The 22,293-nt window shown below is 46.6% G+C and carries 16 protein-coding genes, 1 tRNA gene and 2 pseudogenes; 5 read left to right on the top strand and 14 right to left on the bottom strand.

Annotation, left to right across the window (positions count from 1 at the left end):
• Positions 1 to 36: 36 nt before the first annotated feature.
• The 3 genes and pseudogenes from QUB63_RS27555 to QUB63_RS27545 all read right to left on the bottom strand — a co-directional run.
• The gene (locus tag QUB63_RS27555; RefSeq protein ID WP_332948546.1) at positions 37 to 1,173 is read right to left on the bottom strand and encodes a redoxin domain-containing protein; all 1,137 of its coding nucleotides are present in this window, start codon (positions 1,171 to 1,173) and stop codon (positions 37 to 39) included.
• A 99-nt stretch (positions 1,174 to 1,272) separates the two neighbouring features.
• Positions 1,273 to 1,742 (bottom strand): annotated as a pseudogene (locus tag QUB63_RS27550) (transposase); the annotation flags it as partial.
• A 105-nt stretch (positions 1,743 to 1,847) separates the two neighbouring features.
• A pseudogene (locus tag QUB63_RS27545) lies at positions 1,848 to 2,704 on the bottom strand (IS4 family transposase); the annotation flags it as partial.
• 976 nt (positions 2,705 to 3,680) lie between these two features.
• On the opposite strand from QUB63_RS27545, the gene QUB63_RS27540 reads away from it, so the two are divergent.
• Positions 3,681 to 4,931 (top strand): glycosyltransferase family 2 protein, encoded by a 1,251-nt coding sequence (locus QUB63_RS27540; protein WP_332948545.1) that lies wholly within the window; start codon positions 3,681 to 3,683, stop codon positions 4,929 to 4,931.
• A gap of 559 nt (positions 4,932 to 5,490) precedes the next feature.
• Here the strand turns inward: QUB63_RS27540 and QUB63_RS27535 are convergent.
• Positions 5,491 to 6,306 carry a Ycf66 family protein gene (locus QUB63_RS27535; RefSeq protein ID WP_332948544.1) on the bottom strand — a complete coding sequence of 272 codons (816 nt, stop codon included), beginning with the start codon at positions 6,304 to 6,306 and terminating at the stop codon, positions 5,491 to 5,493.
• 284 nt (positions 6,307 to 6,590) lie between these two features.
• Positions 6,591 to 6,710 (bottom strand): photosystem II reaction center X protein, encoded by a 120-nt coding sequence (gene psbX / locus QUB63_RS27530; RefSeq protein WP_194060269.1) that lies wholly within the window; start codon positions 6,708 to 6,710, stop codon positions 6,591 to 6,593.
• Between the two features lie 124 nt (positions 6,711 to 6,834).
• Here psbX and QUB63_RS27525 point away from each other — a divergent pair, with 124 nt between their 5' ends.
• Positions 6,835 to 7,119 carry a YggT family protein gene (locus tag QUB63_RS27525; protein ID WP_332948543.1) on the top strand — a complete coding sequence of 95 codons (285 nt, stop codon included), beginning with the start codon at positions 6,835 to 6,837 and terminating at the stop codon, positions 7,117 to 7,119.
• 207 nt (positions 7,120 to 7,326) lie between these two features.
• Here the strand turns inward: QUB63_RS27525 and accC are convergent, their stop codons facing one another.
• Positions 7,327 to 8,679, bottom strand: a complete 1,353-nt coding sequence (gene accC / locus QUB63_RS27520) for an acetyl-CoA carboxylase biotin carboxylase subunit (RefSeq protein ID WP_332948542.1) — start codon at positions 8,677 to 8,679, stop codon at positions 7,327 to 7,329.
• A 231-nt stretch (positions 8,680 to 8,910) separates the two neighbouring features.
• Between accC and QUB63_RS27515 the strand changes: the two genes are divergently transcribed.
• Positions 8,911 to 8,994, top strand: a tRNA-Leu gene (locus QUB63_RS27515).
• 161 nt (positions 8,995 to 9,155) lie between these two features.
• Here the strand turns inward: QUB63_RS27515 and QUB63_RS27510 are convergent.
• On the bottom strand, positions 9,156 to 9,395 hold the full coding sequence (locus tag QUB63_RS27510; protein WP_332948541.1) for a hypothetical protein: 240 nt from the start codon (positions 9,393 to 9,395) through the stop codon (positions 9,156 to 9,158).
• A 126-nt stretch (positions 9,396 to 9,521) separates the two neighbouring features.
• On the opposite strand from QUB63_RS27510, the gene QUB63_RS27505 reads away from it, so the two are divergent.
• Entirely contained in the window at positions 9,522 to 9,734 is a 213-nt protein-coding gene (locus tag QUB63_RS27505) for a helix-turn-helix domain-containing protein (protein WP_293348538.1), read from the top strand.
• Between the two features lie 155 nt (positions 9,735 to 9,889).
• The gene (locus QUB63_RS27500; RefSeq protein WP_332948540.1) at positions 9,890 to 10,300 is read left to right on the top strand and encodes a hypothetical protein; all 411 of its coding nucleotides are present in this window, start codon (positions 9,890 to 9,892) and stop codon (positions 10,298 to 10,300) included.
• On the opposite strand, the gene QUB63_RS27495 is transcribed toward QUB63_RS27500, so the two are convergent.
• The 7 genes from QUB63_RS27495 to QUB63_RS27465 all read right to left on the bottom strand — a co-directional run bounded on the left by QUB63_RS27495 (position 10,258) and on the right by QUB63_RS27465 (position 22,219).
• Positions 10,258 to 13,374, bottom strand: coding sequence for a CHAT domain-containing protein (locus tag QUB63_RS27495; RefSeq protein ID WP_332948539.1), 3,117 nt, complete (start codon positions 13,372 to 13,374; stop codon positions 10,258 to 10,260). The two genes, QUB63_RS27500 and QUB63_RS27495, sit on opposite strands and share 43 nt — an antisense overlap.
• A gap of 48 nt (positions 13,375 to 13,422) precedes the next feature.
• A complete protein-coding gene (locus QUB63_RS27490) occupies positions 13,423 to 13,590 on the bottom strand; it encodes a hypothetical protein (protein ID WP_332948538.1) in 168 nt (55 codons plus the stop codon).
• Positions 13,591 to 14,034: 444 nt separating this feature from the next.
• Positions 14,035 to 15,306, bottom strand: a complete 1,272-nt coding sequence (locus tag QUB63_RS27485) for an FAD-dependent hydroxylase (RefSeq protein ID WP_332948537.1) — start codon at positions 15,304 to 15,306, stop codon at positions 14,035 to 14,037.
• A 254-nt stretch (positions 15,307 to 15,560) separates the two neighbouring features.
• The gene (locus QUB63_RS27480; RefSeq protein ID WP_332948536.1) at positions 15,561 to 19,067 is read right to left on the bottom strand and encodes a PAS domain S-box protein; all 3,507 of its coding nucleotides are present in this window, start codon (positions 19,065 to 19,067) and stop codon (positions 15,561 to 15,563) included.
• A 716-nt stretch (positions 19,068 to 19,783) separates the two neighbouring features.
• Positions 19,784 to 20,923, bottom strand: coding sequence for a serine/threonine-protein kinase (locus tag QUB63_RS27475; protein WP_332948535.1), 1,140 nt, complete (start codon positions 20,921 to 20,923; stop codon positions 19,784 to 19,786).
• A gap of 165 nt (positions 20,924 to 21,088) precedes the next feature.
• Positions 21,089 to 21,304 (bottom strand): hypothetical protein, encoded by a 216-nt coding sequence (locus QUB63_RS27470; RefSeq protein WP_332948534.1) that lies wholly within the window; start codon positions 21,302 to 21,304, stop codon positions 21,089 to 21,091.
• A gap of 249 nt (positions 21,305 to 21,553) precedes the next feature.
• Entirely contained in the window at positions 21,554 to 22,219 is a 666-nt protein-coding gene (locus tag QUB63_RS27465) for a glycoside hydrolase family 108 protein (protein WP_332948533.1), read from the bottom strand.
• Positions 22,220 to 22,293 lie beyond the last annotated feature (74 nt).

Raw genomic sequence — 22,293 nt, 5'->3', positions numbered from 1 at the left:
TTAGTCGAACTCGAACGCCAGAGTTTTGTTTGTAAACTACGACGATCCAGCAGTTTCGGCAATTCTAGAATCCTGCGGGCGATCGATATACTTAACATTAGCCTGCCGCACCAAAGCATCCCCATCGCCGTAGAAAAACGACAGCAAAGCAAAACGCTGCCCGCTAATCATCGCCGTCGCTTCGTGCAGCAGAGAACACGAAAAAATAATCGCCGTGCCAGAATCCCCTTTATAACCGTGCGGCGCGTACTCAGGGAACCGCAAAAATCCCCCCCTGTACTCCCCCACATTCAAGTTCAAAGTCATCGCAAACCTGCGGTGCAGCGTACCTTTGCTCGTATTGTCGCGGTGCGCCTGAAAATAACCGCCGCTTTCGGCATCGTAACAAGCTATCAAATACCGTTCAAACCTGGTGATTGTAAACTGGAAAGCCTTTTCTACTTCCGGCACCACCCTGCGCAGAATCATCGCACTCAATTGTCGCTGCAAATTCGGGTCTTCAATAAAGAAATCTCGACGTTTCTTGAAATTCTCGTCGTGAAGGCCAACAGTTTTCCCGTCTATTTGCCTCATAAAACCTGAGCGACTGCCGCCGTCAGCCTTGTACATATCGATCAAACTGCGGCAAAATTCTTTGTCCAAAACGTTAGGAATTACCAACACCGGGGCGTGAGGAGTTGTAATTGGTCGCGGTTCCTCAATTTGGGGCAAAGTTTTGATAAAATCCAATACTTGCTGGGCGTGTTGGTCGCTTTCACCCATCGGTAAAATGTTAATTACCTGAAGGTTTTCGTTGAGAACAAAAGTTTGGGGTGCATAGTGAACTCCGGTAACTCCATTTTGTTCGACATCTCGGCAAACACCGTACTGCTGGCTGACTTTTTTGTCGAAGTCCCAGAAAAAGATGAATGACGGAGCAATTAGTGTCGCTCTGTTTTGTTCTTTGTCTGCTGCATCTATGCTCGCTCCGAACAGCGGTACTTGCAAAGTCTTAAATTCTGCTGAAAGCTCTTGAAAGCTTTTGAGGATAGCTTGGATTTGTTCAAAAGCTGCGCTGGCAAAGAAAAACAGCACGACTCGCCGGCCGCCAGCCATCGAGAAATGAAATAAGGGGTTATTGCTGGCAGCAATCGAAAACCAAGGCGCCGGATCTCCTATTTCTAGTAATGGCATATTGCTGATGTTAGATTTTAGATTTTAGATTTTAGACTATTGTACTTTTGGTTGGTTCCGCAGGTTGTATTTTGTGCGATCGAACCCATTGGTAACAAGTTAAGGCTGGATAGTAGTTGTCAAGGGGATTTCAGCAGCAGCCTTAAAGAAAAAGAGATCGGAGCCTCGCTGTCGCTCGGTAAAAGGTGCAATAATTAACTTAATATTTGGTTTTCGTTGTCGTTTAACAATACCTAAATCTTGATTTTCTCGCTTAAGTGAAATATGAGAGCGGGTCAGTTGCCTTACCTTGTTGATGAGCTACGTAAAAATGGTAAAGACCGCGGTAAATCATTTCTAATGAGATGGCATCTATGGGTGAGCGAGAGTCGATAGGCAACGCTATCACCTAAATCGACAAAAATAGCATAAAACAGCCAAGTTCCCCAAATTTGTAACTGAACACCGTGGAGAGAACCCGTCCACAAATAACTTAAACCCAAAAGTCTTTTAACGGTATTAAAAGCCTCTTCTATTCGCCAACGCCTGCGATATAAATCTGCCACGACGTAGGGTGGCCATACGTGAGGATAAGCTGTTCTACATTTAAATTGTGTGTCAAAAATCAATAAAACCATGAGTGGGACGGGCTTCGACGCTGGGCCGAATTTCCAATTTAAATGCGTAACAGCTTAGAGTACACTTGTTAAATAAAAAAGCCCGGTGTTACCAGAACGAACCTCAATCAGACGTAAGGTTATAAATGGAGTTTTGGCAGTTCCCGAACCCAAACGTATTCGACGATATCGGACAGCATAGCTATTGGTAAATACTTGCTAAGTTTGAATTGATGTTCCTTTTTTTAAGCGAGTAATGAGCGTGAATATCTCCTTCGATTAATTTCCGCCAAAAGCTCAAATAATAGAAGCCTAATTCCAGTAAGAGCCAAGTTTTGCCTTCAACCAATTGCAGGATATTTTCTTCCAGCTTCACATGACTAAGCTCGCTTGATTTTCCCAAAACCAAATTTCGACTCTTAGCCGATTCATTAAATCTATCACTGCGTTGCCATTTTTCCTGCTAACTGCCCTGTTGGTATATCTTCCAGACTTTTCAGTTTTAAAAATAATGCTTCAAGAGTTGAGCTATCTACTATCCAAACGAGTGAAAATTTATCAGAGGCAAATTGAACGCTTTCTGCCAGAGGTCGTTGATTTCTCGGGTGCCAAGATGCTCTTAAACTTGGCAATAAATTTTTGAAGACTCCCTCAAATAATTGTGCGGGAAAAATTAAAAATCTCACTCGACATGGCTTGTTGAGTAACAGTCGTGGGTCTGCACCACAAAAAACCCGATCTTGCTAGCATTTTTGTGAGTTCTGTGACTCCTGCCACATCTCGCCACAGCAAAGTTAATACCGCTGCTACCCTCAACGGTAAGTTGAGAATTCTAAGCGAATAAACCAAGGCAAGCGGTAGTAATTTTCTTGTGAGGTGATAGCTGGTGTGAGTAATGCTTCTAGTTGTGAGGCGATTGTCTCCTCTTTTACCATCGGAGGAGTCGTTTTTTTGGCGTGGGATCGGTTGGCCCATGCGACTCTTCCCCATATTTACTGACCTACACAATCGCTCAATTACTCGTCAATTATATCTGGGCAGTACCAAATCTAGGGAACGTTATTCCCCGTCAGATGATGGGGCCGAAACTTCACTCGCCGATCGTCCTTCAAACAACCGAACCTCCTGGGGTTTAAGTTGGCAGAAAAACTGTCGCCAACTTCAATCAATACAGATCCCTTGACAATTGGTAAACAAGTAAATATTGTCGATCGCCCGCAACGGTGTCGATCGCCCGACAGTGTTGATAATGATAATCGCCGTCTGTGGAATAGTCTACATAATGTAGACTTTTCCACCCTTACCCTTTTTTTTATTATCATTATTAGTTAATTTATTTCTCTACAAATAGGTATTGACAAAAGCTACTCCTTGCTAATACCATTTTTCTAAAATCGTGCAACACTCTTCGACCCCCCCTAGCCCCCCCGCTGTATTGCGGGGGGAACAAGAATACTGTTGCATTCTTTTTTTAAATTGGTATAACTTGTTACCAATGGGTGTGGTTTGACTCGTTCCCCGGTACTTCTTTGGTGGGCGATCGCGAATCGCCTCTGTTTAATTCGTAGAGATGCCCATTCGTCTATGGCAGCAAGAGTGGCAGCAAGCGTCTCCTGATGCTTGTGGCACACTTGCTCGAGGTTGTGAGGCACTCGTCACAGACCATCGGCACGAGTCTTTTTTGGCGACGCCTCGCGCCAAGCTTTGCAAATTTTATCTGCTACAGCCCCGAAGAGCCGTCATAGTTCCTCGGGAGTGTTCGCTTCGCCTTGACGATCCGATCCTAATTTAAAGCCGACTCGAAGAGGTTCATTTTGTCAAGATACCACTTTTCACCATCGACCCTCTAACCCTTATTGATACAGCCATATGAGTTTTGTTAAGAAAGATGTGAGTAAGGCATAGGCTGCCATGGAGGGATTGGTACGAGCTTGGATCGGCCACAAAATCATCCAGAAAGAGATCGTCAGCCAGCCCCATTTGATATTGGTTCCAGAACTTTTCAACAAATGTTTCGATCGTGTCATACGTATTGCTATATGCGGCGAGTATAATGGCAAGTATGATATCTCACCTCTCAGAAATAGATTAGTTATGTTTGTGAAACCCCTAACTTGGTCTCTGGTAATTGCGACGTATAAACGTGAACATATTCTGCCTCGTTGTTTGAAACTGGCAGCAAAGCAAACCCGCATTCCTAAAGAAATAGTGGTAGTAGATGCCAGCCCGGGCTGGGAGAAGACTAGAGAAATTATGATTCAGGAGTTTACCGACCATTACCCTCTGATTCCATTAATTTACGTTAAAGCAACTTTTCCATCTTTGACAACTCAACGCAATCAGGGAATTGACTTAGCGAGTGGAGATATTCTATTTCTGATTGATGATGATTCTTTGATGTACCCAGATTGTGCTGAAGAGGTAATGAAGATTTACGAAGCAGATGTAGACAATACTATTCAGGGCATTAGTGCAATGTCAGATCCGAATCCTCCAGATGCCAGTGACTTTATAGATAAACAAGCTGTTCAAGAGGGAATGATTGCGGTGAAGCCAAAGCAGACTAAACTTCGACAGTTTTTCAAATCTTTGCTGGCTACAGATCAGACTTACTTTTTACCTTATGATGAGGATTACCCGGATAGACCAATTCCAGAACATCTTCATAATCTTAATATAGGGCGTATTCAAGTAATGGCAGGTTATACGATGACCTTCCGTAAGGCAATTCTCATGAAAGAGCGTTTTAGTGAGGTTCTACAGCGATATGCGGCAGGTGAAGATCAAGATCTTAGCTATAGGGTTTCCCGGCATGGAGCTCTTGTCAATGCAATTAATGCTCGTCTCTGCCACTTAGAGATCTCTGGAGGAAGGTTATCTCAGTTTCAGGTGATGGTGTTAGCAGCACTGAATCCATCTGTTTTGCAGCAGTTTTACAGCCCAAATCCTGCGTTGGTAAATCGCAGGTGGCGTCAGATTCTCTGGCGACGAGTTCTCATATATTTTCTCAAAGATCTATCACAGAAGAATTTTCACTTCTCTCGAACGAGAGGCTTGTTGTATGCCTTTTCACAATTAAAGCAGATTTACAAACGAACTCCGGATGAACTGCTTCAATGGTACCCAGAGTTTCAAGCAAAATTTATTGCATCTGGTTCTTGATAAATACTCTGGTGGTATAAGATATTCCTGTTAAGCTGAACGTTTGCTCTAATTAAAATTTAGCAAGCAATCTTGAAATAATTGCCTAGCAATCATTTCATACTTTTTTAAGCTAACAGGATTTACGCACTCCCGATCGAGAAATCGGGTTTCGGCTTGGTTTTGCCCGCGCGGTAACTGAACTTCCGCTACCGCGCAGTCGAAACCACCGCCCTCAACAACCACGCTCAAACAGCAGGTTTTTACTTAATCTGTGGGTCATAACGAAGGATCTTTGTGAAAAAAGCGGATTGCTAAAATTCACAATAGTCAGACCCCTGCTCAAAAGCCTTCCATGGGCTGATTTATCTCCGGTTCAACGGCAGGGAAACCGTACCGCAAGTAACTCAACGCATTGTCATGGAGGAGGTCAATCGGAAAAGTGAAAATTTTTCGGATGCTGTCGGAGCGTTACCGCACAACGTCTGACAATAAGTAGATGGGCATCAATCAACGCAACTTAATTTTTTGCCTTGCGGGCGCGAGAAATGTTTAGTTTCACCCACCTACTTATATTTGCCTATTTGTCGAAATTGGGGGAACTATCCGGTTGGTCTTCCGGGTATTCCACTGGTCGATACTCCACGTAGTCTGACGGCGGTGCTTCCACGTCGCGGTTGCTGGGGCGAGACCTCGATGCTTCTGCTGGACGGGTTTTTTTGGTTCTCGGCGGCGTATCAAAGCTGCGGTTTTCCGAAGCTGGGGGGCGGCTGTTGCGGCTGCGGGTCGGTCTTTCTTCGGGGTTGTCTGAAACGTCCCAGTTGTCAGACCCCTGGGCGGGCGGGGCTTCTGGGCGGGTGGGACGTTTGCGCGAGGGCGACGGTCGATCGATCGACTCCCGAGATGTGTTCGCGCTACCGTTGCGATTCGACGAAGGACGGCGGCGGGGCTCATCATCGTAGGCTTCCCGCGAGGAACGGCTGTCTTGGCTGCCTCTAATCCGGGGACGCTGCGGGTAGTCTTCCTCTGGTTCTATCTGGTCGATGTCGCTATCGTAGCCGTCGTAAGCGTAGGCATTGCTGACGGGTCGCTCTTCATCTACGTATTGGGCGCGACTTTTAGCTTGGGCTGTGGTTGCTCCCCGCAGCTTAATGCTTTCGGCTGCAAAAAATATGGCTGCACCGGTCAGCAGAAACTGACCGAATGCCAGAATCGGATCGAGCCGCCATCCTTGAAATAACAGAATACCGCCGCACAGCAGGCCCACTGCTGCAAAGAAAATATCGTGGTCTCGGGCTAGTTTGGGACGCCACGATCGCAGAAAGTACAGTCCTGCCCCTGCCACTGCTAGGATGATCCCTAACAGGCTGCTCCAGTTCAATCCTAAATTGACCATTAGCCTATCTCCTATGTCTGTCCTATGTTAGCGAGTTAAATTTTACATCTATCATTAAGTCTGTTATCCCGACTGTGCTTTCTGGGGCAGCGTCCGGTCAGGCTTTCAGAAGAGGTTCGCGAACCATATAATAATGAGTTTAACGGGAAAAAACCTCAGCTTGGCCGTCAACCGAAGGTTTTGCCTTCACAGTTGCTGGTAGCCGAGGTTTCGCTCGCAGGAAAATGCCCGACGTGCAGCCGACAATTGACTTGCAGCGCCTGACTTCAAGCCCCGCAGACTTTTTAGGTGCGCTTGATTTTGTCTTTTTGGCTGATGAAGATCAGGGCGATCGTTGCTGGAATCACTACTACCGCCACGCCCACCAGCAGGCTGTACAAAAAGTTCGCGAGTGAAGGAGTCATAGATTCAAGACCTTTGTTACAACAATTTGATTTTTATTAATTTTATACGTTCGATCGCACCTGTGAAACGGTTAAAATTATGAAAAGGTGACTTAACAAAACTTAAGATTTCGAGATAAGACCCATGACTGGTATTACCGTTGCAAGTTGGATTCTGGGCTCTGTCCTGGTGCTGATGACTTTGCTATTTATTTTTCGGATCGTCCTGACTTGGTATCCCCAGGTGAATCTGAGCAAGCTGCCGTTGAGTCTGATTGCTTGGCCGACGGAACCTTTTTTAGCCGTAACTAGAAAGATTGTACCGCCGATCGGCGGAGTGGACATTACGCCGATTATTTGGGTCGGCATCTGTAGCTTGCTGCGCGAAATGCTTCTGGGCCAGCAAGGCATCCTGACGATGATGATGTAAGTCATGGGGCATCGGGCTCCGTGGGCTCCGTGGGCATCGGGAAGAAGGCCCGCGCAGGGCTCCGTGGCCCGCGCAGGGCATGGGGCTCCGCGGGCATGGGGAAGAAGGTCTGCGCAGGGCTCCGTGGCCCGCGCAGGGCATGGATTAGTTGCCACCAACTGCCTACTGCCTATTGCCCCATGCCTACTGACTACTGACTAATGACTGCTAACCATTTTGGTTCATGAACTGTTCCACGAAATTCGTGTAAACCTCGCCGCTGAGAAACTCGGGGGAATCGAGGATTTTTTGGTGGAAGCTGAGGGTGGTGGGGACGCCGGTGATGGCGCATTCTCGCAATGCCCGTTTCATCCTGCGGATGGCTGTCGGTCGATCGCGCCCCCATACAATTACCTTACCGATTAAAGAATCGTAGTAAGCAGGTATTTCGTAATCGGTGTAAACGTGAGAGTCCATCCGCACGCCAGGGCCGCCGGGAGGCAAATAACCGCTGATTCTGCCGGGGTGGGGTCGGAAATTGCGATCGGGGTCTTCAGCATTGATCCGGCACTCGATCGCGTGGCCGCTGAGAACTACTTGATTTTGCTTGATTTGCAGTTTTTCACCTTGGGCGATCCGAATTTGTTCGGCAATCAAATCGAGGCCTGTAATCATCTCCGTCACGGGATGTTCTACTTGAATCCGGGTGTTCATTTCCATGAAGTAGAACTTGCCCGATTTGTCAAGCAGAAATTCCACAGTGCCCGCACCGGTGTAGTTGATGGATTTGGCAGCGGCGACGGCGGCGTGACCCATTTGTTCTCGCAGTTTGGGCGTGAGGGCGGGACTCGGGGCTTCTTCCAGGAGTTTTTGGTGCCGGCGCTGAATCGAACAGTCTCTCTCGCCTAGGTAGATGACATTACCGTAGTTGTCGGCGAGGATTTGGATTTCGATGTGGCGGGGTCTTTCGATGAATTTTTCGAGGTAAAGTCCGGGGTTGCCGAAGGCTGCATCGGCTTCGCCTTGGGCAGCACTGAAGAGTTTGGGGAGTTCCGATGGTTCTCTGACTAGCCTCATGCCGCGGCCTCCGCCGCCGGCGGTGGCTTTGATCATCACGGGATAGCCGATGTCGCGCGCTACTGACAAAGCCTCCTGTTCATCTGCCAGCAATCCGCCGCTACCGGGAACTGTCGGGACTTTCACCCGCTGCATAGTTTCTTTGGCAGTGGATTTGTCGCCCATCGCCCGCATCGCTGCCGGAGACGGGCCGATGAAGGTAATTTGATGGTCGGCACAAATTTCGGCAAATCGGGCGTTTTCGGCGAGGAAGCCGTAACCCGGGTGAATGGCTGCGGCGTTGCGGGTCAGGGCAGCCGAGATAATGTTGGGGATATTTAAATAGCTTTTGCTGCTGGTGGGGGGGCCGATGCAAACGGCTTCGTCTGCCAATTGGACGTGCAGGGCGTGTTTATCTACGGTGGAGTGAACGGCGACCGTGGCAATCCCCATTTCCTCGCAGGTGCGCAGTATGCGGAGAGCTATTTCTCCCCGATTAGCGATTAAAATTTTCGAGAACCCCATCTTCGCTGCTTAATTCACTCAATATTCTGTACAATAATGCCTTTCGGTATGTTCTGGATAATCGTTTTGCAGAAATTGTTCACAAAAATTTATTTTACATTTTGCTGGTAGTTGTGCTATCGTTGTAAATCGGCGGTGCAAAAGGGAACAGTCGCAAGTTCAAGGTCAAAGATTTCACAGGCGTGAATCTTTAACTCGCAACCCAAAACTCCCCGAGAATTGCCAGAAAGAGCGGATGTGGCGGAATTGGTATACGCGCACGCTTGAGGTGCGTGTGGCATTATGTCCTTGCGAGTTCGAGTCTCGCCATCCGCATTGAATATATAAAACAACTGTTGACAGTTTTGGCTGTCGGCAGTTGTTTTGTATTGAGTGGTTTTTCTAGAAAGTCGATCGAGTACCGTAGGGTGCGTCGCCATCAGATATCCTGAAGTCCGATCGAACTTCTGACAGCTCCGCACCATACAAAATACTGTTTAACTGTCGATCGACAATTGTGTTTGTATGGGCACGCTGAGTTCATTTACGCACAGCGCATTTACGAAAACAATTGTATGTGGGACTGCGGGCATTAAGCGACGCAGTGCATTCAAGTAAGATTCGGCATCGGGGCGACGACTAAAACGGGCGACTGTTAACCGCTGACAGTTTGGGAGTGGGCGAATTATACACCAAGGTTTAAGTCGATCGCGATAAGTGAGTTCTTTTGGTATCATAGGAAAATCCTTTCCACGCAAGTGGATGGTTAGAGAGGCGATTGCCCTTGATTTATCAGGTCTGAGGGCGATCGTCTTTGTGATTACAAATATTAAACGATAGATACTTATCGTTTGTCAAGTAGAATGGGGTTAGTTAGGTTCCGAATCCGAGAGTTTGCTGACGAAAAAGGATGGACGCTAAAGGATGTTGCCGATCGATCGGAGGTTCCGTACAGCACAGTCAGGCACTATGCTCGTTCAGAAGGGCTGGCCACGGTTGATATCACATCAATTCAAAAAATAGCTCGCACCCTCGATGTTTTGATTGAGGAATTAATGGAAGTTGTCAAAGAGTGAACTAACTAATCAGTAAGTTGCGAGGATATGACTGCGAAAACAATTACCGATATCGAACTTCCGATTTTTTGGGAAGTAGGGAAACTTGTGTGCACAAACAAATACACTTTATGACAAAATAATAATTACTCATTTAATCGATCGCAATTATCCCAATGACTACCGTTACCCAAGCAGAAATTGAGCAGTATCGCTCCCAATTACAAGAATATCCCGATGCTCTAAAAGCTCTTGATGTACTTGAAGAGTGTGAAGGCGAGTTAGAATATGCAGCCGAAACCTTAGCAATTAAGTCAGGAGAATTAGAAAACGAGCTAGATGAAAAAGACCGAAATGAGCCTAGCTGGTTAGAAAAATCAGCCGAGAAATTACGTCCTCATATTTGTACGCAAGCCTTTAAAGACGTATTGAGTCAAGGTTTTGCTGTTGCATTGGGTTCGCTAATAACTGCTGGCGTTTACCCAGGAGTACCATTAACACTGGTACTTATTTACATAAGCACGAAAAATTTGGACAATTTTTGTCAGGATTGCTCAACGCCGATCGCAGTGAAGCCAGCCCAGTAATGAGGTTCAGCAAAAGGAAACGGCTTGCGGTTCAGTGCGCCATCCAGAGGAGCATTAACAAAGCGTGTGCGTTCTTTTTTGGGCAACAGTTTAAATGTTCGATCGATTTGCGGTTTGAGGCATTTTAATAATGCTTCAAGCCCCTCTGAGGTCAGATTCCGCAGCCATTGTTGTGCCTCATTGAGAGCAGTAACCGTTGATAGAGTTTCTAGGTTTTCATAGAACCGAATCAGTAACAAAGTGCTGGCGAGTTCATCCACTTTCCAAAGGGTACTGACCATACTAGGGCTACCTGCTAAGAGAAATCCGAAAGGTAAGCCAATATATTCATCGCTGGTTCTGGATTCTGTCAATCCCGTTTCGCAGGCGGAGAGAGTGACAAGACGACATTGATTTAGGTCAAGATTAAAGATTTCCAACAGTGTCAAACGTTCTTTATTGGCGAATACCAGGGATGATTCCAAAGGCGAGTCAGGCTCGAACTTGCCGTGACAACCGAAATGGGCGCAGTTGGCAAAGCTGAGTTTCGCGTTTAGAATGGCGTTCTTATTAGCATCATCTTTTGCCAAGAAATCATTAGATTTGAATTTGTCACGGATGTTAGCGGCTTGCAGTTCAAGTAAGTAGCGGTCTTTGGTAGGATTAGCAATAGCAAATAGGTGAGAAAAATTAGGGCGTTGTCGCTGTTTCGCCTGTTGCAGTAGTTGGCAACTGGGGGCATAGCTGACTCCACCAGGGAATAAGTCGAGAAGGCACGATTCGGATTTGGACAGGGATACAGTGATAGAAGAATCGATTTGATCGGTGCATCCGCTTTCAAAATCCCTTTCGTGGGAGATTGGCAACGCATGAAGGGGGAAAAGATGCAGGAAGCGATGGGGAATTAAGATCAGTCGATCGCACGGTTTCGGAATATTCTTTAAAATCTCATCAAGATGCAAAATCTCAGCTAGGTTTTGGAGGCGGGAGGCTAGTTTTTGCTTCCATTGGGGTTTGATCTCTTTGTACTCTTTCCGATACTCGTTATCCCAATTTACCAAGGCTTGAAAGTCGGCTGTTGAAGATTGCCAGATTATTGGTGTTGGGGATTGCGGGGTGATGATGAAAGTTAGAAATTTATCGCCTATGATGTACCACTCAACAATAGCGGTGTTTTCACCTGTCAGAGTTTGAATGTCTTTGTAGAGGATGGGCTTAACTTTTTGGGTTAGGCTAAAATCAGGATCAATTGATGTAATTTCATGAGCAATCAATTCATCGAGTTGTTTACGCAATTTGGTGAGATGAGTAGAATCGTGGCTAGTGGTTAGGCTGTCGATTTGGAGGCTGCGTTCTCCCAATATTCTGCCACCATTACTGTTACGGTTTATCTGTTCGATTTCCAGTTGTCGCTGTTCGGCCTCAATTTCTCGACGCAGCCGCGAGAGTTCGTTGAGAACGGTTTCGGGAATATCGCCTTTAGGTTTGATGTCACGGTTGGCAAAGAGTTCTACAAGGTTGCGGGCTTTGCTGCGTTCGGCATATTCCACAGCTTCGGTGTAGCGTTGCAGTTCGATGCAAACTTCTACCATGCCCAGATAGAGTTGATTCCATTCTTCGGCTAATTTCTGTTTGGTTTCATCCCCAGATTGAATCTCACCCCGTAAAAATTCTACTGTTTCAATCGCTGGGGCATAGGTATCATAGGCTAGTTGCCACTGCTGGTTGGTTCGGTAAAGATTACCTAAATTAAACAAAGTTTTTGCATGATTTTGTGGGAAAGCTTCGCGGGTACGAATTGAAAGTGCATCTCGGTAACAAAGGATCGCCCGTTCCAGATTTTCGGCATCGGAACCGCTGATTCTGTCACTGTAGGTCATAGCTAAGTTATTTTGAGTCATTGCCCAATCTTCGGGGAAATCCTCACGGGTACGAACTGTTAAAGCAGCCTCATAAAACTCGATCGCCCTCTCCAGATTATCCGCCCGCGAACCTTTGATTGTGTTACTGTAGGCATTAGCTAGGTTGTTTTGAGTATCGGCCCATTTTTCAGGGAAATCCTCAAAGGTACGAACTGTTAAAGCACCCTCAAAAAAGCCGATCGCCCGTTCCAGATTATCCGCCCGCGAACCCTTGATTCTGTCACTGTAGGTCATAGCTAAGTTATTTTGAGTATCGGCCCATTGTTCAGGGAAATCCTCAAAGGTACGAACTGTTAAAGCACCCTCAAAAAAGCCGATCGCCCGCTCCAGATTATCCGCCCGCGAACCCTTGATTCTGTCGCTGTAGGCATTACCTAGGTTATTTTGAGTTATTGCCCAATCTGCTGGGAAATCCTCCAGGTTATAAACTGTTAAAGTAGCCTGAAAGAAGCCGATCGCCCGCTCCAGATTATCCGCCCGCGAACCGTTGATTCTGTTTCTGTAGGCATTACCTAGATTATTTGGAGTCATTGCCCATTTTTCGCGAAAATCCGCAAAGGTATAAACTGTTAAAGCAGCCTCATAAAACTCGATCGCCCGTTCCAGATTATCCGCCCGCGAACCGTTGATTCTGTCTCTATACGCATTAGCTAGGTTATGTTGAGTCGCGGCCCATTTTTCAGGGAAATCCTCACGGGTAAGAACTGTTAAAGCAGCCTGAAAGAAGCCGATCGCCCGTTCCAGATTATCCGCCCGCGAACCTTTGATTCTGTGAGTATACGCAGCAGCTAGGTTATTTTGAGTTTGAGCACACTTTTCGCTCCCCGGTTCCCGATTATTTAAAACTATTTGATAACCAGTAATTGCTATTTCAATATTATTTGTTCTCTTCCCACCGGGAAAGTTACTAATATGAATACTTAAATTTCCGCTGTCACGGAGAATTAACTCAATTGCTTCTGGATGTTTGGCAATTAAATTCTCAGCCACTTCCTGTAAAATTTCGGCAAAATTAGCATTGAGGAGATGTTGCCGTTTACGGAGAATGGAGTAAATTACTTTAATATTGCTACTGCTAGGTTCGGCTTGCAATAATTCTAGGATAAAGTTTTCATACTCTTGTGAATTTTCAATTTCAGAGTTATCGCGCTCTCCGTCATCGTTCGTACCCAAAAAATTAGCGATTTGAGTTGCCGTTTGTAATAAAAAAGTAGCGGCATTTTATTGATTATTTTCGGAGAATTGGGCTACAACAGCTACCATCGTCTGCACTAACTCAGCATCCACCAATTCCAAGTTTGCATTCAAGATTTGATTTTCTTCGCCGTTGGGGCAATTCAGGAGTGTCTCAATCAATTGCTGATAAGCTTGGGTGCGGGTTTCTTCCATTGTGGGGAGTTGTGAATAACACCGATGTTTATTTTACCATCATTCGATGAGTGGCCAGAAACCGGGTTTTTTCGAGAATATTTCGTTACAGGCGAAGAGATGGGAAAAAACCCGGTTTCTAAAGATTGTGCGCGAGTAGGTGGCCAGAAACCGGGTTTTTGCGAGAATATTTGGTTACAGGCGAAGAGATGGGAAAAAACTCGGTTTCTAAAGATTGTGCGCGAGTAGCCAGAAACCTCGGTTAGCCCCATAGTCCGCCAGGGGTTGAAACCCCTGTCTCATAGCAAAAGTCCTCTTAAGAGGACTAAAGATTTTTTGATTTTTATCTAAGCTTTTCAGTCGGTTTCAACCGACTTTCGCTATTAGCCAGGGGTTGAAACCCCTGGCGGATGTGGCAACACCCCTAGAGTGCAAGCAACATAGGAAAAAACCCGGTTTCTTCTTCTAATTTTGCGCTAATTCTGGCGGCCGGCCCATCAAGCCTGTCATCAGCCGCAAGGCTAAAAACCTAACTGGGGTAATTGTCCGCAAACACCACAATCCAAAGCGGCGAAATGCGACTATTGGCAGCCAAGTATTGGAAAATAATCTGTCTAGGAAATCGGTAAATCCTAATACGATTAAATTCTCTTTTTTGCGCCAGTTGTGATACCTTTTTAATACTCGCAAATCGCCGATGTCTTCGCCTTTTTGGTGCGCTTGCTGCAAGATTTGGGCGATCGCCCCAGCGTCTCGAATGCCCATATTTAATCCCTGGCCGCCGACGGGATGGCAGCAGTGGGCGGCGTCGCCAATTAGTGCTAATCTGGGCAAAACGTAGCGATCGCTCTGCATTAACTGCACCGGAAACAAAAAGCGATCGCTCTCCAATTCCAAACGCCCCAAAAGCCCGCCCGTGCGCTGTTCCAACAAAGTCAAAAACTCTGTTTCATCCATTTGTTGCAAAGCTTTTGCTTCCGCGTGCGGTGCTGTCCAAACTACTTGACAGCGGTTCCCCGGTAATGGTAAGACTCCCATCGGGCCGCTCGGCCAAAAGCGCTCAAAAGCGATATCGTTGTGCGGTTTTTCTGCTTTAATGGTGATAGCAACGCAGGATTGCCAGTATTTCCAGCCGCGAGTGCTGATGTTGGCTTCGGTGCGGATGCGCGATCGCGAACCGTCGGCGGCGACTAATAATTTGGTGCGAATTGTCCGAGTTTCGCCGTGTTGTTTAACTTCTATTTCGGCGCAATTAGTTAAATATTTTACTTCGACTACTTCCGCCGGACAAACCCAACTGAAATTCGGGTTTTTTGCCAAAGATTCTTGCAAAGCTGACAGCATGACTCCGTGCTCGCCAACGTAACCTAAAGCTGCTTTTGGTACGGGCAATTTGCCAGTATTTCCCAAATCCGGGCGGTGGAATTCGACGACGCCTGGATAGTCGCCGTCGCAGAGGCTAATTTGCTCGAAGGTGGTGATTTGCGGCAAGATTTGCTGCCACACGCCGATACCTTCTAAGATCATTCCCGATAGCAGGGTGATTGCATAGGCTTGTTTTTTGGCTGCGACGGCGGCGGGGAGTTGGGTTTCAATTATAGCGATTTTCAATCCAGAATCTTTTAAAGCGCTGGCTAAGGTGGCCCCGACTATGCCGCCTCCGACGATGGCTATGTCAAAGTCGAGTGTCGGTGTTTGCGTGGAGGCTGCGGTTGGAGAAAGTTGGTTTACAGGCATTTTCAAGGGATTTATTTAAGTCAGTAAGAATATTTACTCTCCTATTGTAAAGAATTATTTCGATTTTGGGCGATCGAGCGACGGAGACGGGAGATGGGGAGACGGGGAGATGGGGAGACGTTGAGAAATTTATGATTAATGACAACCATCAACCATCAACTGCCCACTATCAACTGCTAACTCCCCACTATCAACTGCCAACTGCCAACTGTCAACTGTCAACTGTCAACTGTCAACTGTCAACTGTCAACTGTCTAATGACTGCTGACCATTTCCTTTGTGTTTTCCGCAGCCAGCGCTGATATTTTCTGGGAAATAGGAATCTCTATGACAAACTCTGCACCTTCCCCGGGCGCGGAAACACACTGCAATTTACCTCCGTGTTTTTCAACTATAATCTGATAGCTGATTGACAGTCCCAAGCCTGTTCCTTTGCCGACGGGTTTAGTAGTAAAAAATGGGTCGAACAACTTGTGAATAACTTCTTGATTGATTCCCCTCCCGTTGTCGGCAATCCGAATTGTTAATGTGTCTGAATTCGCACTGGTGCTAATCCGAATTGTGTTGCGGCGAAAAGAGATTTCATTTGAAGAATGATTGCTGTTGTACTCTTCGAGGGCGTCGATCGCATTTGCTAACAGATTCATAAATACTTGATTGAGCTGACCTGCATAGCACTCGACTTTTGGGAAGTTGCCGTATTCTTTGATAATCTCGATCGCCGGACGAACTGCATTAGCTTTGAGCTTGTGCTGCAAAATTACCAAAGTGCTTTCGATTCCTTCGTGAATGTCAACGAGCTTCATCTGCGATTCGTCGAGTCGGGAAAAGTTGCGCAAGGATACAACTAAGTCGCGGATGCGATCGGCTCCTACTTTCATTGATTCCAAAATCTTCGTAAAGTCTTCCATTAAAAAATCGATTTCAATATCTTCGGCTGCTTCTACAATTTCCGGGACGGGATTTGGGTATTTTTCCTGGTAAAGGTGGAGCAAACCGAGCAAGTCTGTGGCGTATTGGCTGGCGTGGGTGATGTTGCCGTAGATGAAGTTAATCGGATTGTTAATTTCGTGGGCGACGCCGGCGACTAGCTGCCCGAGAGAAGAGATTTTTTCGGTTTGGATTAGTTGAGCTTGAGCTTGGTGCAACTCGCGGACAGCTTTTTCGAGTTGGGCTGCTTGCTGGCGATACTGTGCGGCTGACTGTTCCATCGCTGCCAAAACTTGCACTCGATCGCTAATATCGATGTGAGCGCCCACCCACTCGCGAACGCTGCCGTCGCCTGCCAAAACGGGGACGGCACGCACCCAGAAGTGTCTGTAGCTGCCGTCTGCGGCCCGCAAGCGGTGCTCGACTTCGTAGAGACTTTTTGTTTCTACGGCGCGCATCCAAGCTTGCGCCGTTATCGGGCGATCGTCTGGGTGAATTGCCGAAACCCAGTTGTCTGTAGCTTCCTCCAAACTTTGACCTGTATATGCCATCCAGTCGATCGGCGCGATCGGCTTTCCCTGGGCGTCTGTCATCCATACCAGTTGCGCGGTGGCGATTGCCAGCGATCGGTATCTTTCCTCACTCAGACGCACAAATTCTTCCGCTTGCCGGCTCGCTGTCACGTCGCGCAAAATTGCTGTGAATATGATTTCGCCTGCAACTTCGAGTTTGGAAATAGAAGCTTCGGCGGGAAATTCCGTACCGTCTCGGCGGCGGGCGAAAATTTCTTTGCGGTTGCTCATTTTTCGGGCTTGTTTAACGCCTCCGCCGAAATTGCTGACGAGGTGGCTGTGAGAGGCGGCAAAAGCTTCGGGTAACAGCAGGCTCAGGGATTGCCCCATCGCCTCCGCAGCAGTCCACCCGAAAATCCGTTCTGCACCTTGGTTGAACATGATAATTTTTTGGTTTGCATCTACCGAAATAATTGCGTCGTCGGCAATTTCTACGATGCCGGCGAAGCGAGCTTGAGACAGTTGCAGCGCTTGCTCAGTTTGTTTGCGATCGCTGATGTTGCGGGCGATCGTTGAAATGTATGCGAGTTTGCCGTCCGGTGCGGAGTGGGAGATGATGACTTGGCTGACGGGAATTTCGAGTCCCGATTTTGACACAAAGGCTGTTTCTCCGCTCCAAAAGCCACCGGAAATAGCGGTGGCGATCGCTTGATTCAAAGTGCTGCGGGCTGACGCTGCCGTGAATTCTGCAACTTGTCGGTTGGATATATCTTCGTTTTCGTCTATACCCACCATTTTTCGACCTGCTTTGTTGATGTAAATGGGGCGTCCTTCGAGGTCGCAGATACCTACAAAATCCGGCGTTGCTTCCAGAATTGCTGCCAGATTGCTTTTGGCGATTTCGGCTTGTTTGCGATCGGTAATATCCCGCGCGATGCTAACTATACCGCTGATATTTCCTTGCCCGTCTCGGTAAGCGTTTTTTGTCGAAAGAAATGTCCGCAATATTCCTTTAACCGGAAGTTCTTCTTCCATCACTTGCGTTTTTCCGGCTGTCACGATTTCGCGATCGGTTTTGGTAATATTGGCCGCAATTTCCGGCGGAAATAACTCGCTGTCATCTCTGCCGATAATTTCATCAAAAGACTTGCCAATTATCGTAGTTCCCGCAGCGTTGAGCATCATGTAGCAGCCGTGAATATCTTTGACAAATAGGGCGGTCGGCGTACTGTTGATGACTGTGAGCAACAGGTTGTAGTTTTTTTGGAGCGCCTGCTCTGTTGCTTGAGAGTCGCGAATTTGCTGCTGCAATTGCTCGTTGGCCAGTTGTAGTTGGAGAGTCCGTCGATCGACTTGAGTTTCTAAGTCGGATTTAGCTTTTCTTAGCCCCAGTTCGGCTCGATAGCGCTTTCGGTCTGCGGTGCAGAGAGTTTTCGCATTCTGCCAAATCAGAACTGTAAAAATAATTACGTTCAATACGCTTAACAGCGATATTCCTACCTCCGGCGCGTAGGCTTGCAACCGCTCTCCAGACATGATGAAATAACCGACTAAAGGCGGGATAATTATTGCCTGCGGCAACAAGCGCCTCGCCATGATGCCGCCCGCGCGATCGCTCGCAATTACTGCTATCAATCCTCGCTCTGGATTTGCAAATAAAATGCCGAGGCTCAGCAACATAAATGCGGCGGCGGTGTGCAAAGCCATTCCTGTCTGAGTGCCAATTGTGTAAAAGAAAGCTTGGCCGTAGATGTAGCCTATAAAACCCAGAAATGCAATTAAAAATGCACAACAGCTTAAGATTTGAACCCGCAGGTATTTGGGGCGGCGTACTGACAGCAGCAGCAAGGCAGAACCCAGCAATAAAAAAGCAGCAGCAGTATTCGGCGCCATGCGTCCCGGTGCTGATAGGGCGGTCAAGGTGGAACTGTCTTTAAATAGCAATTGGTCGATGCCTAAGTCTACATTAAAGCTATATTGAAATAGGGTGAGGAGGCTAATTAATATAATTAAATATGAGACGCTAAAAATTAAAATTTTATCTATTTTTTGATGCTTTATTGTTGTTAATTCGGCGCGCCTGCGCTGTTGGAGCAACAGAGAGAATCCGCCCAAAATAAAGCAGATTGCTGTATTGGCTTTCATGCTCGCGAGTCCGGGCAGAATGCTCTTTAATAGTTGCAGGTCGAAGATCCAACCTAAAATGACTGTACAGCCGATCGCGATTACTGCAATACCAGCTTTTTTGGAAAAAGACTGAAGCGCAATAATTGGGGTTGAGGGCGGCTGCACTTGTTGTGCTCGTTGAAAAAATTCCAATTTTTCGCTCTCTCAAATTATGTGGGTTTCTACGTATCGAAGGTAACAATAAACACTGTACTTATATTATTGCCAGCTATACAAAGCTGCTTAAGATATTGTTAAACCTGCATACTATAAAATACTAATTATTGTATCTAACTTGAGACAGAGCGTCAACAGAATTTAGAAGGCTAGAGATGTAGAAGGCATTCGTCAGAATTCAAGATTTTTTTTTGATTGTTAGTTAAAACAAAAAATTCCTTGTTTGTTGTTGCTTGTTCCTGATGCGTTCAAGCTGGGAAAGAGTGCGCGGGGCGAAGCTATCGGGTTCCCCTACGGGGTTCGGTGAAGGGTAGGGAATCGCCCGATTTATCCGCATGGTTGAGTGTTTGTACTCGATCGTTTGAGGGGTAACGGTAGCGGATTGTGCGATCGTCTCCGTTGGCGCAGCCCCCGTAGGGGCGGGCTCCGGTAACGGCACAAAAAATAAGACGGGCGCGGTTTCAACCGCTACTACACAAACTTTCGTCCGCGCAACGCGAGACTCAAGAGGGGGTATTAAAGCCAGATTTGGTATCAAATCTCAAATCAATGGTGCTGGGTTTAGTTCCTCAACTAATGACCAATGACCAATGACCAATGACCAATGACCAATGACCAATGACCAATGACCAATGACCAATGACCAATGACTAATGACCAATGACCAATGACTACTGACTAATGACTACTGACTAATGACTACTGACTTCCAAGTTTTTAAGTGCTTGCAAAGCTTCGGTTGCTGACGGGTAACGCTGGGGGAAATGGTACAGCACCATCTGGTCTAAAACCCTAGCAAACTCCGGGGTAACAGTTGCATTTTTATGCCAGATGAGATTGCCTAAATTATCGAGTTTGAGTTGTTTCGGGCGCATCCCTGTCAAGGCTTGAATCCCGATGATCCCGACAGAATAGATGTCGCTGCAAAATTTCGGCGAACCGATGGCTTGTTCGGGGGGGATGTACTCTTGCTGGGTGCCACCGCCGCGCGATTGGGTTTGGCTGTTGCTGTTTTGCGAGGTGTTGATTTCTTTAACAGCCCCAAAGTCAATTAATACAATCTTGCCGTCTGATGCGCGCATGATTAAGTTTTGAGGGTGCAAATCGCGGTGAATTACATTTTGTTTGTGAACAAAAACCAGCACTTCTAAGATATCTTTCAACAAGGCAATAACTTGATGTTCTTCCCAGGGTTGACCTTCGATGAGTTCTTGATAAATGGGTTGCCCTTCGATGAATTGATAGACTAAATAAAAATATCCATCTTCTTCAAATCGAGCTAACAATTCTGGTATGCGATCGTTTTGGCCCAAGCGATATAACACCCGCGTTTCTATATCGAATAGCTTGCTGGTTTTCTCTGATTGGCTTTTCAGGCGCTTGACGAGGCACAAAGGTCGATCGGGCAAATTTTCATCTTCAGCCAGATACGTATCGCTGTACTCGGTGCTCACCAAGTGTTCTCGGATTCGGTAACGCATCCGCAGCAGCTTTTCCAAGGGCGGATAGACAGGAGGTTTAGGGGGTTCTGTGCCTTTTTGTAATCTCATCATGCTGTCCCAAAGATTTGCTCCGACTACTTTTTCTTCTAGTTCAATAATTCCTGCTTGCTTCAGTACCTTGGTGAGGTCTTTCCACAAGTTGTAGCCGACAACGCGCCCCAGGGTGCCCACTGCGTAGTAGCGGGCGATCGGATCGTTTTCCTTAATTTCTTTGTAGGTCAAACCCTCTACAACGCCTCGAATTATCGCCTTTTGCAACGGCTTTAGGCGTTTTTGGGTTTGTTCGTATACCAGATTGTCCAAACAAATGATTGCTTCTTCTACCGTCATAGTTTTTTCTACCGTCATAGTCTTAGGGCTTAAGTTACTTGTCCAGCAACTACAGGTTTTGTTCTTGTATTTATGTTATAGACGGTTTGGTTGAATTTTACTAGGTTTTAAAAATTGAAATATATCTTCATGAATATGACTTTTAGGAAACTAAAATTATGACTTTTATGAACTTGATTGACTTGACAAATGGTTGAGATATGAGTGCAAATTCACCGATTTTAAGTGGTGGTTGCAAATAAATATTAGATGGGGAGGAGCGATCGCAGTGTCGATCGCCCGCTGTGGGATTGCTGCGCGAGCGAGCGAGTAATGACAACAGGATTCACCCGCCCGCGTCCACAAACCGGGTTTTCGATCGAGATTGAAGGTGTTGGGCAAATATTGGGGTTAAAAAACGCGGTTTCTAGGTATCTGTGCGTCTATAACAAGACTATTACAGCATTCTCAGTAAAAACAAACCGATAATCACTCGCAGCGCCGGCTCTGAGATTGCTGCGCTAACAGGTTGCGATGAGAGTTACAGCAATCTCAGTAAAAACCAACCGCGAATCGGTGCGATCGCAGATTTTGAGATTGCTGCGCGAGCGAGCAATGACAATTACAGCATTTTGAGTATCAAGAAAACGCTTAATTTTTAATCTTGTTCACGTAGCCCCACAAACTGTAATCGCGGCTCAGCCAACCCCGGAAAAAAGCCATTTGACTCGGATCTTCCTGCACTCGTTTGTAGCGGTAAATAATCCGTTCGTTAATCATTTGCAGCGCCGTATTTTTGTTGTTGGCAGCTTTCAGCGCATCCCTCGTGCGCGCATCAAAAACACCAGTTTGCGGCAATCCCAAGGCTTGCTGCAAAAATGTAATAGAATTGTTAATACCAAAATTAACAGCAGTGTCAAACATGACGATCGCCAAAGCAGGCTGCATCGTGTCCGAAAGGCTCGAATCCCAGTAATATTTATAAATTTCTAGGAGCTCTGCTTCCGACATCTGCGTCACGTCGAGGGGCGGCAGCCCGCGACTGTAGCGGTAGGAGTTGTATTCCGTTTGCAGGATGCCCCGATAAGTTCTGCCGCCCTTATCTGCGGGGTGATTGCTGAATCCGCCCTCAAAATATAAGGTGAAATAAAGCGCTGTTTGAAATACTCGCTGCCGAAAGTCGGCTGTCTGCTTTTGTGCGAGAGTCTTTTGGGCAAAGGGCAAGGGGATTGCTAAAGCTAACAAGAGTATCCCCAGCAGGAGGTTTGGTTTCCACTTGATGTGATGTTGGCGCTGTGTCGTTTGCTTGTCGCTCATAAATTCTCTGTGACGATCGCCCGTAATTCCGCTAAAACTGCTACTCTGCAAATTAATCTAGATTCAACCTTTAA

This window comes from Microcoleus sp. ARI1-B5 (assembly GCF_036705795.1).
In the GTDB taxonomy this organism is placed as follows: Bacteria; Cyanobacteriota; Cyanobacteriia; order Cyanobacteriales; family Microcoleaceae; genus Microcoleus.
The sequence above is the reverse complement of the archived record's forward strand: the minus strand, read 5'-3'. Positions and strand labels throughout refer to the sequence as shown.

Excerpts from the sequence above, each read along its gene's own strand:
- QUB63_RS27555 (WP_332948546.1), bottom strand. The coding sequence starts at position 1,173 with ATGCCATTACTAGAAATAGGAGATCCGGCGCCTTGGTTTTCGATTGCT.
- QUB63_RS27540 (WP_332948545.1), top strand. The coding sequence starts at position 3,681 with ATGGAGGGATTGGTACGAGCTTGGATCGGCCACAAAATCATCCAGAAA.
- QUB63_RS27535 (WP_332948544.1), bottom strand. The coding sequence starts at position 6,306 with ATGGTCAATTTAGGATTGAACTGGAGCAGCCTGTTAGGGATCATCCTA.
- psbX (WP_194060269.1), bottom strand. The coding sequence starts at position 6,710 with ATGACTCCTTCACTCGCGAACTTTTTGTACAGCCTGCTGGTGGGCGTG.
- QUB63_RS27525 (WP_332948543.1), top strand. The coding sequence starts at position 6,835 with ATGACTGGTATTACCGTTGCAAGTTGGATTCTGGGCTCTGTCCTGGTG.
- accC (WP_332948542.1), bottom strand. The coding sequence starts at position 8,679 with ATGGGGTTCTCGAAAATTTTAATCGCTAATCGGGGAGAAATAGCTCTC.
- QUB63_RS27510 (WP_332948541.1), bottom strand. The coding sequence starts at position 9,395 with ATGATACCAAAAGAACTCACTTATCGCGATCGACTTAAACCTTGGTGT.
- QUB63_RS27505 (WP_293348538.1), top strand. The coding sequence starts at position 9,522 with ATGGGGTTAGTTAGGTTCCGAATCCGAGAGTTTGCTGACGAAAAAGGA.
- QUB63_RS27500 (WP_332948540.1), top strand. The coding sequence starts at position 9,890 with ATGACTACCGTTACCCAAGCAGAAATTGAGCAGTATCGCTCCCAATTA.
- QUB63_RS27490 (WP_332948538.1), bottom strand. The coding sequence starts at position 13,590 with ATGGAAGAAACCCGCACCCAAGCTTATCAGCAATTGATTGAGACACTC.
- QUB63_RS27485 (WP_332948537.1), bottom strand. The coding sequence starts at position 15,306 with ATGCCTGTAAACCAACTTTCTCCAACCGCAGCCTCCACGCAAACACCG.
- QUB63_RS27475 (WP_332948535.1), bottom strand. The coding sequence starts at position 20,923 with ATGACGGTAGAAGAAGCAATCATTTGTTTGGACAATCTGGTATACGAA.
- QUB63_RS27465 (WP_332948533.1), bottom strand. The coding sequence starts at position 22,219 with ATGAGCGACAAGCAAACGACACAGCGCCAACATCACATCAAGTGGAAA.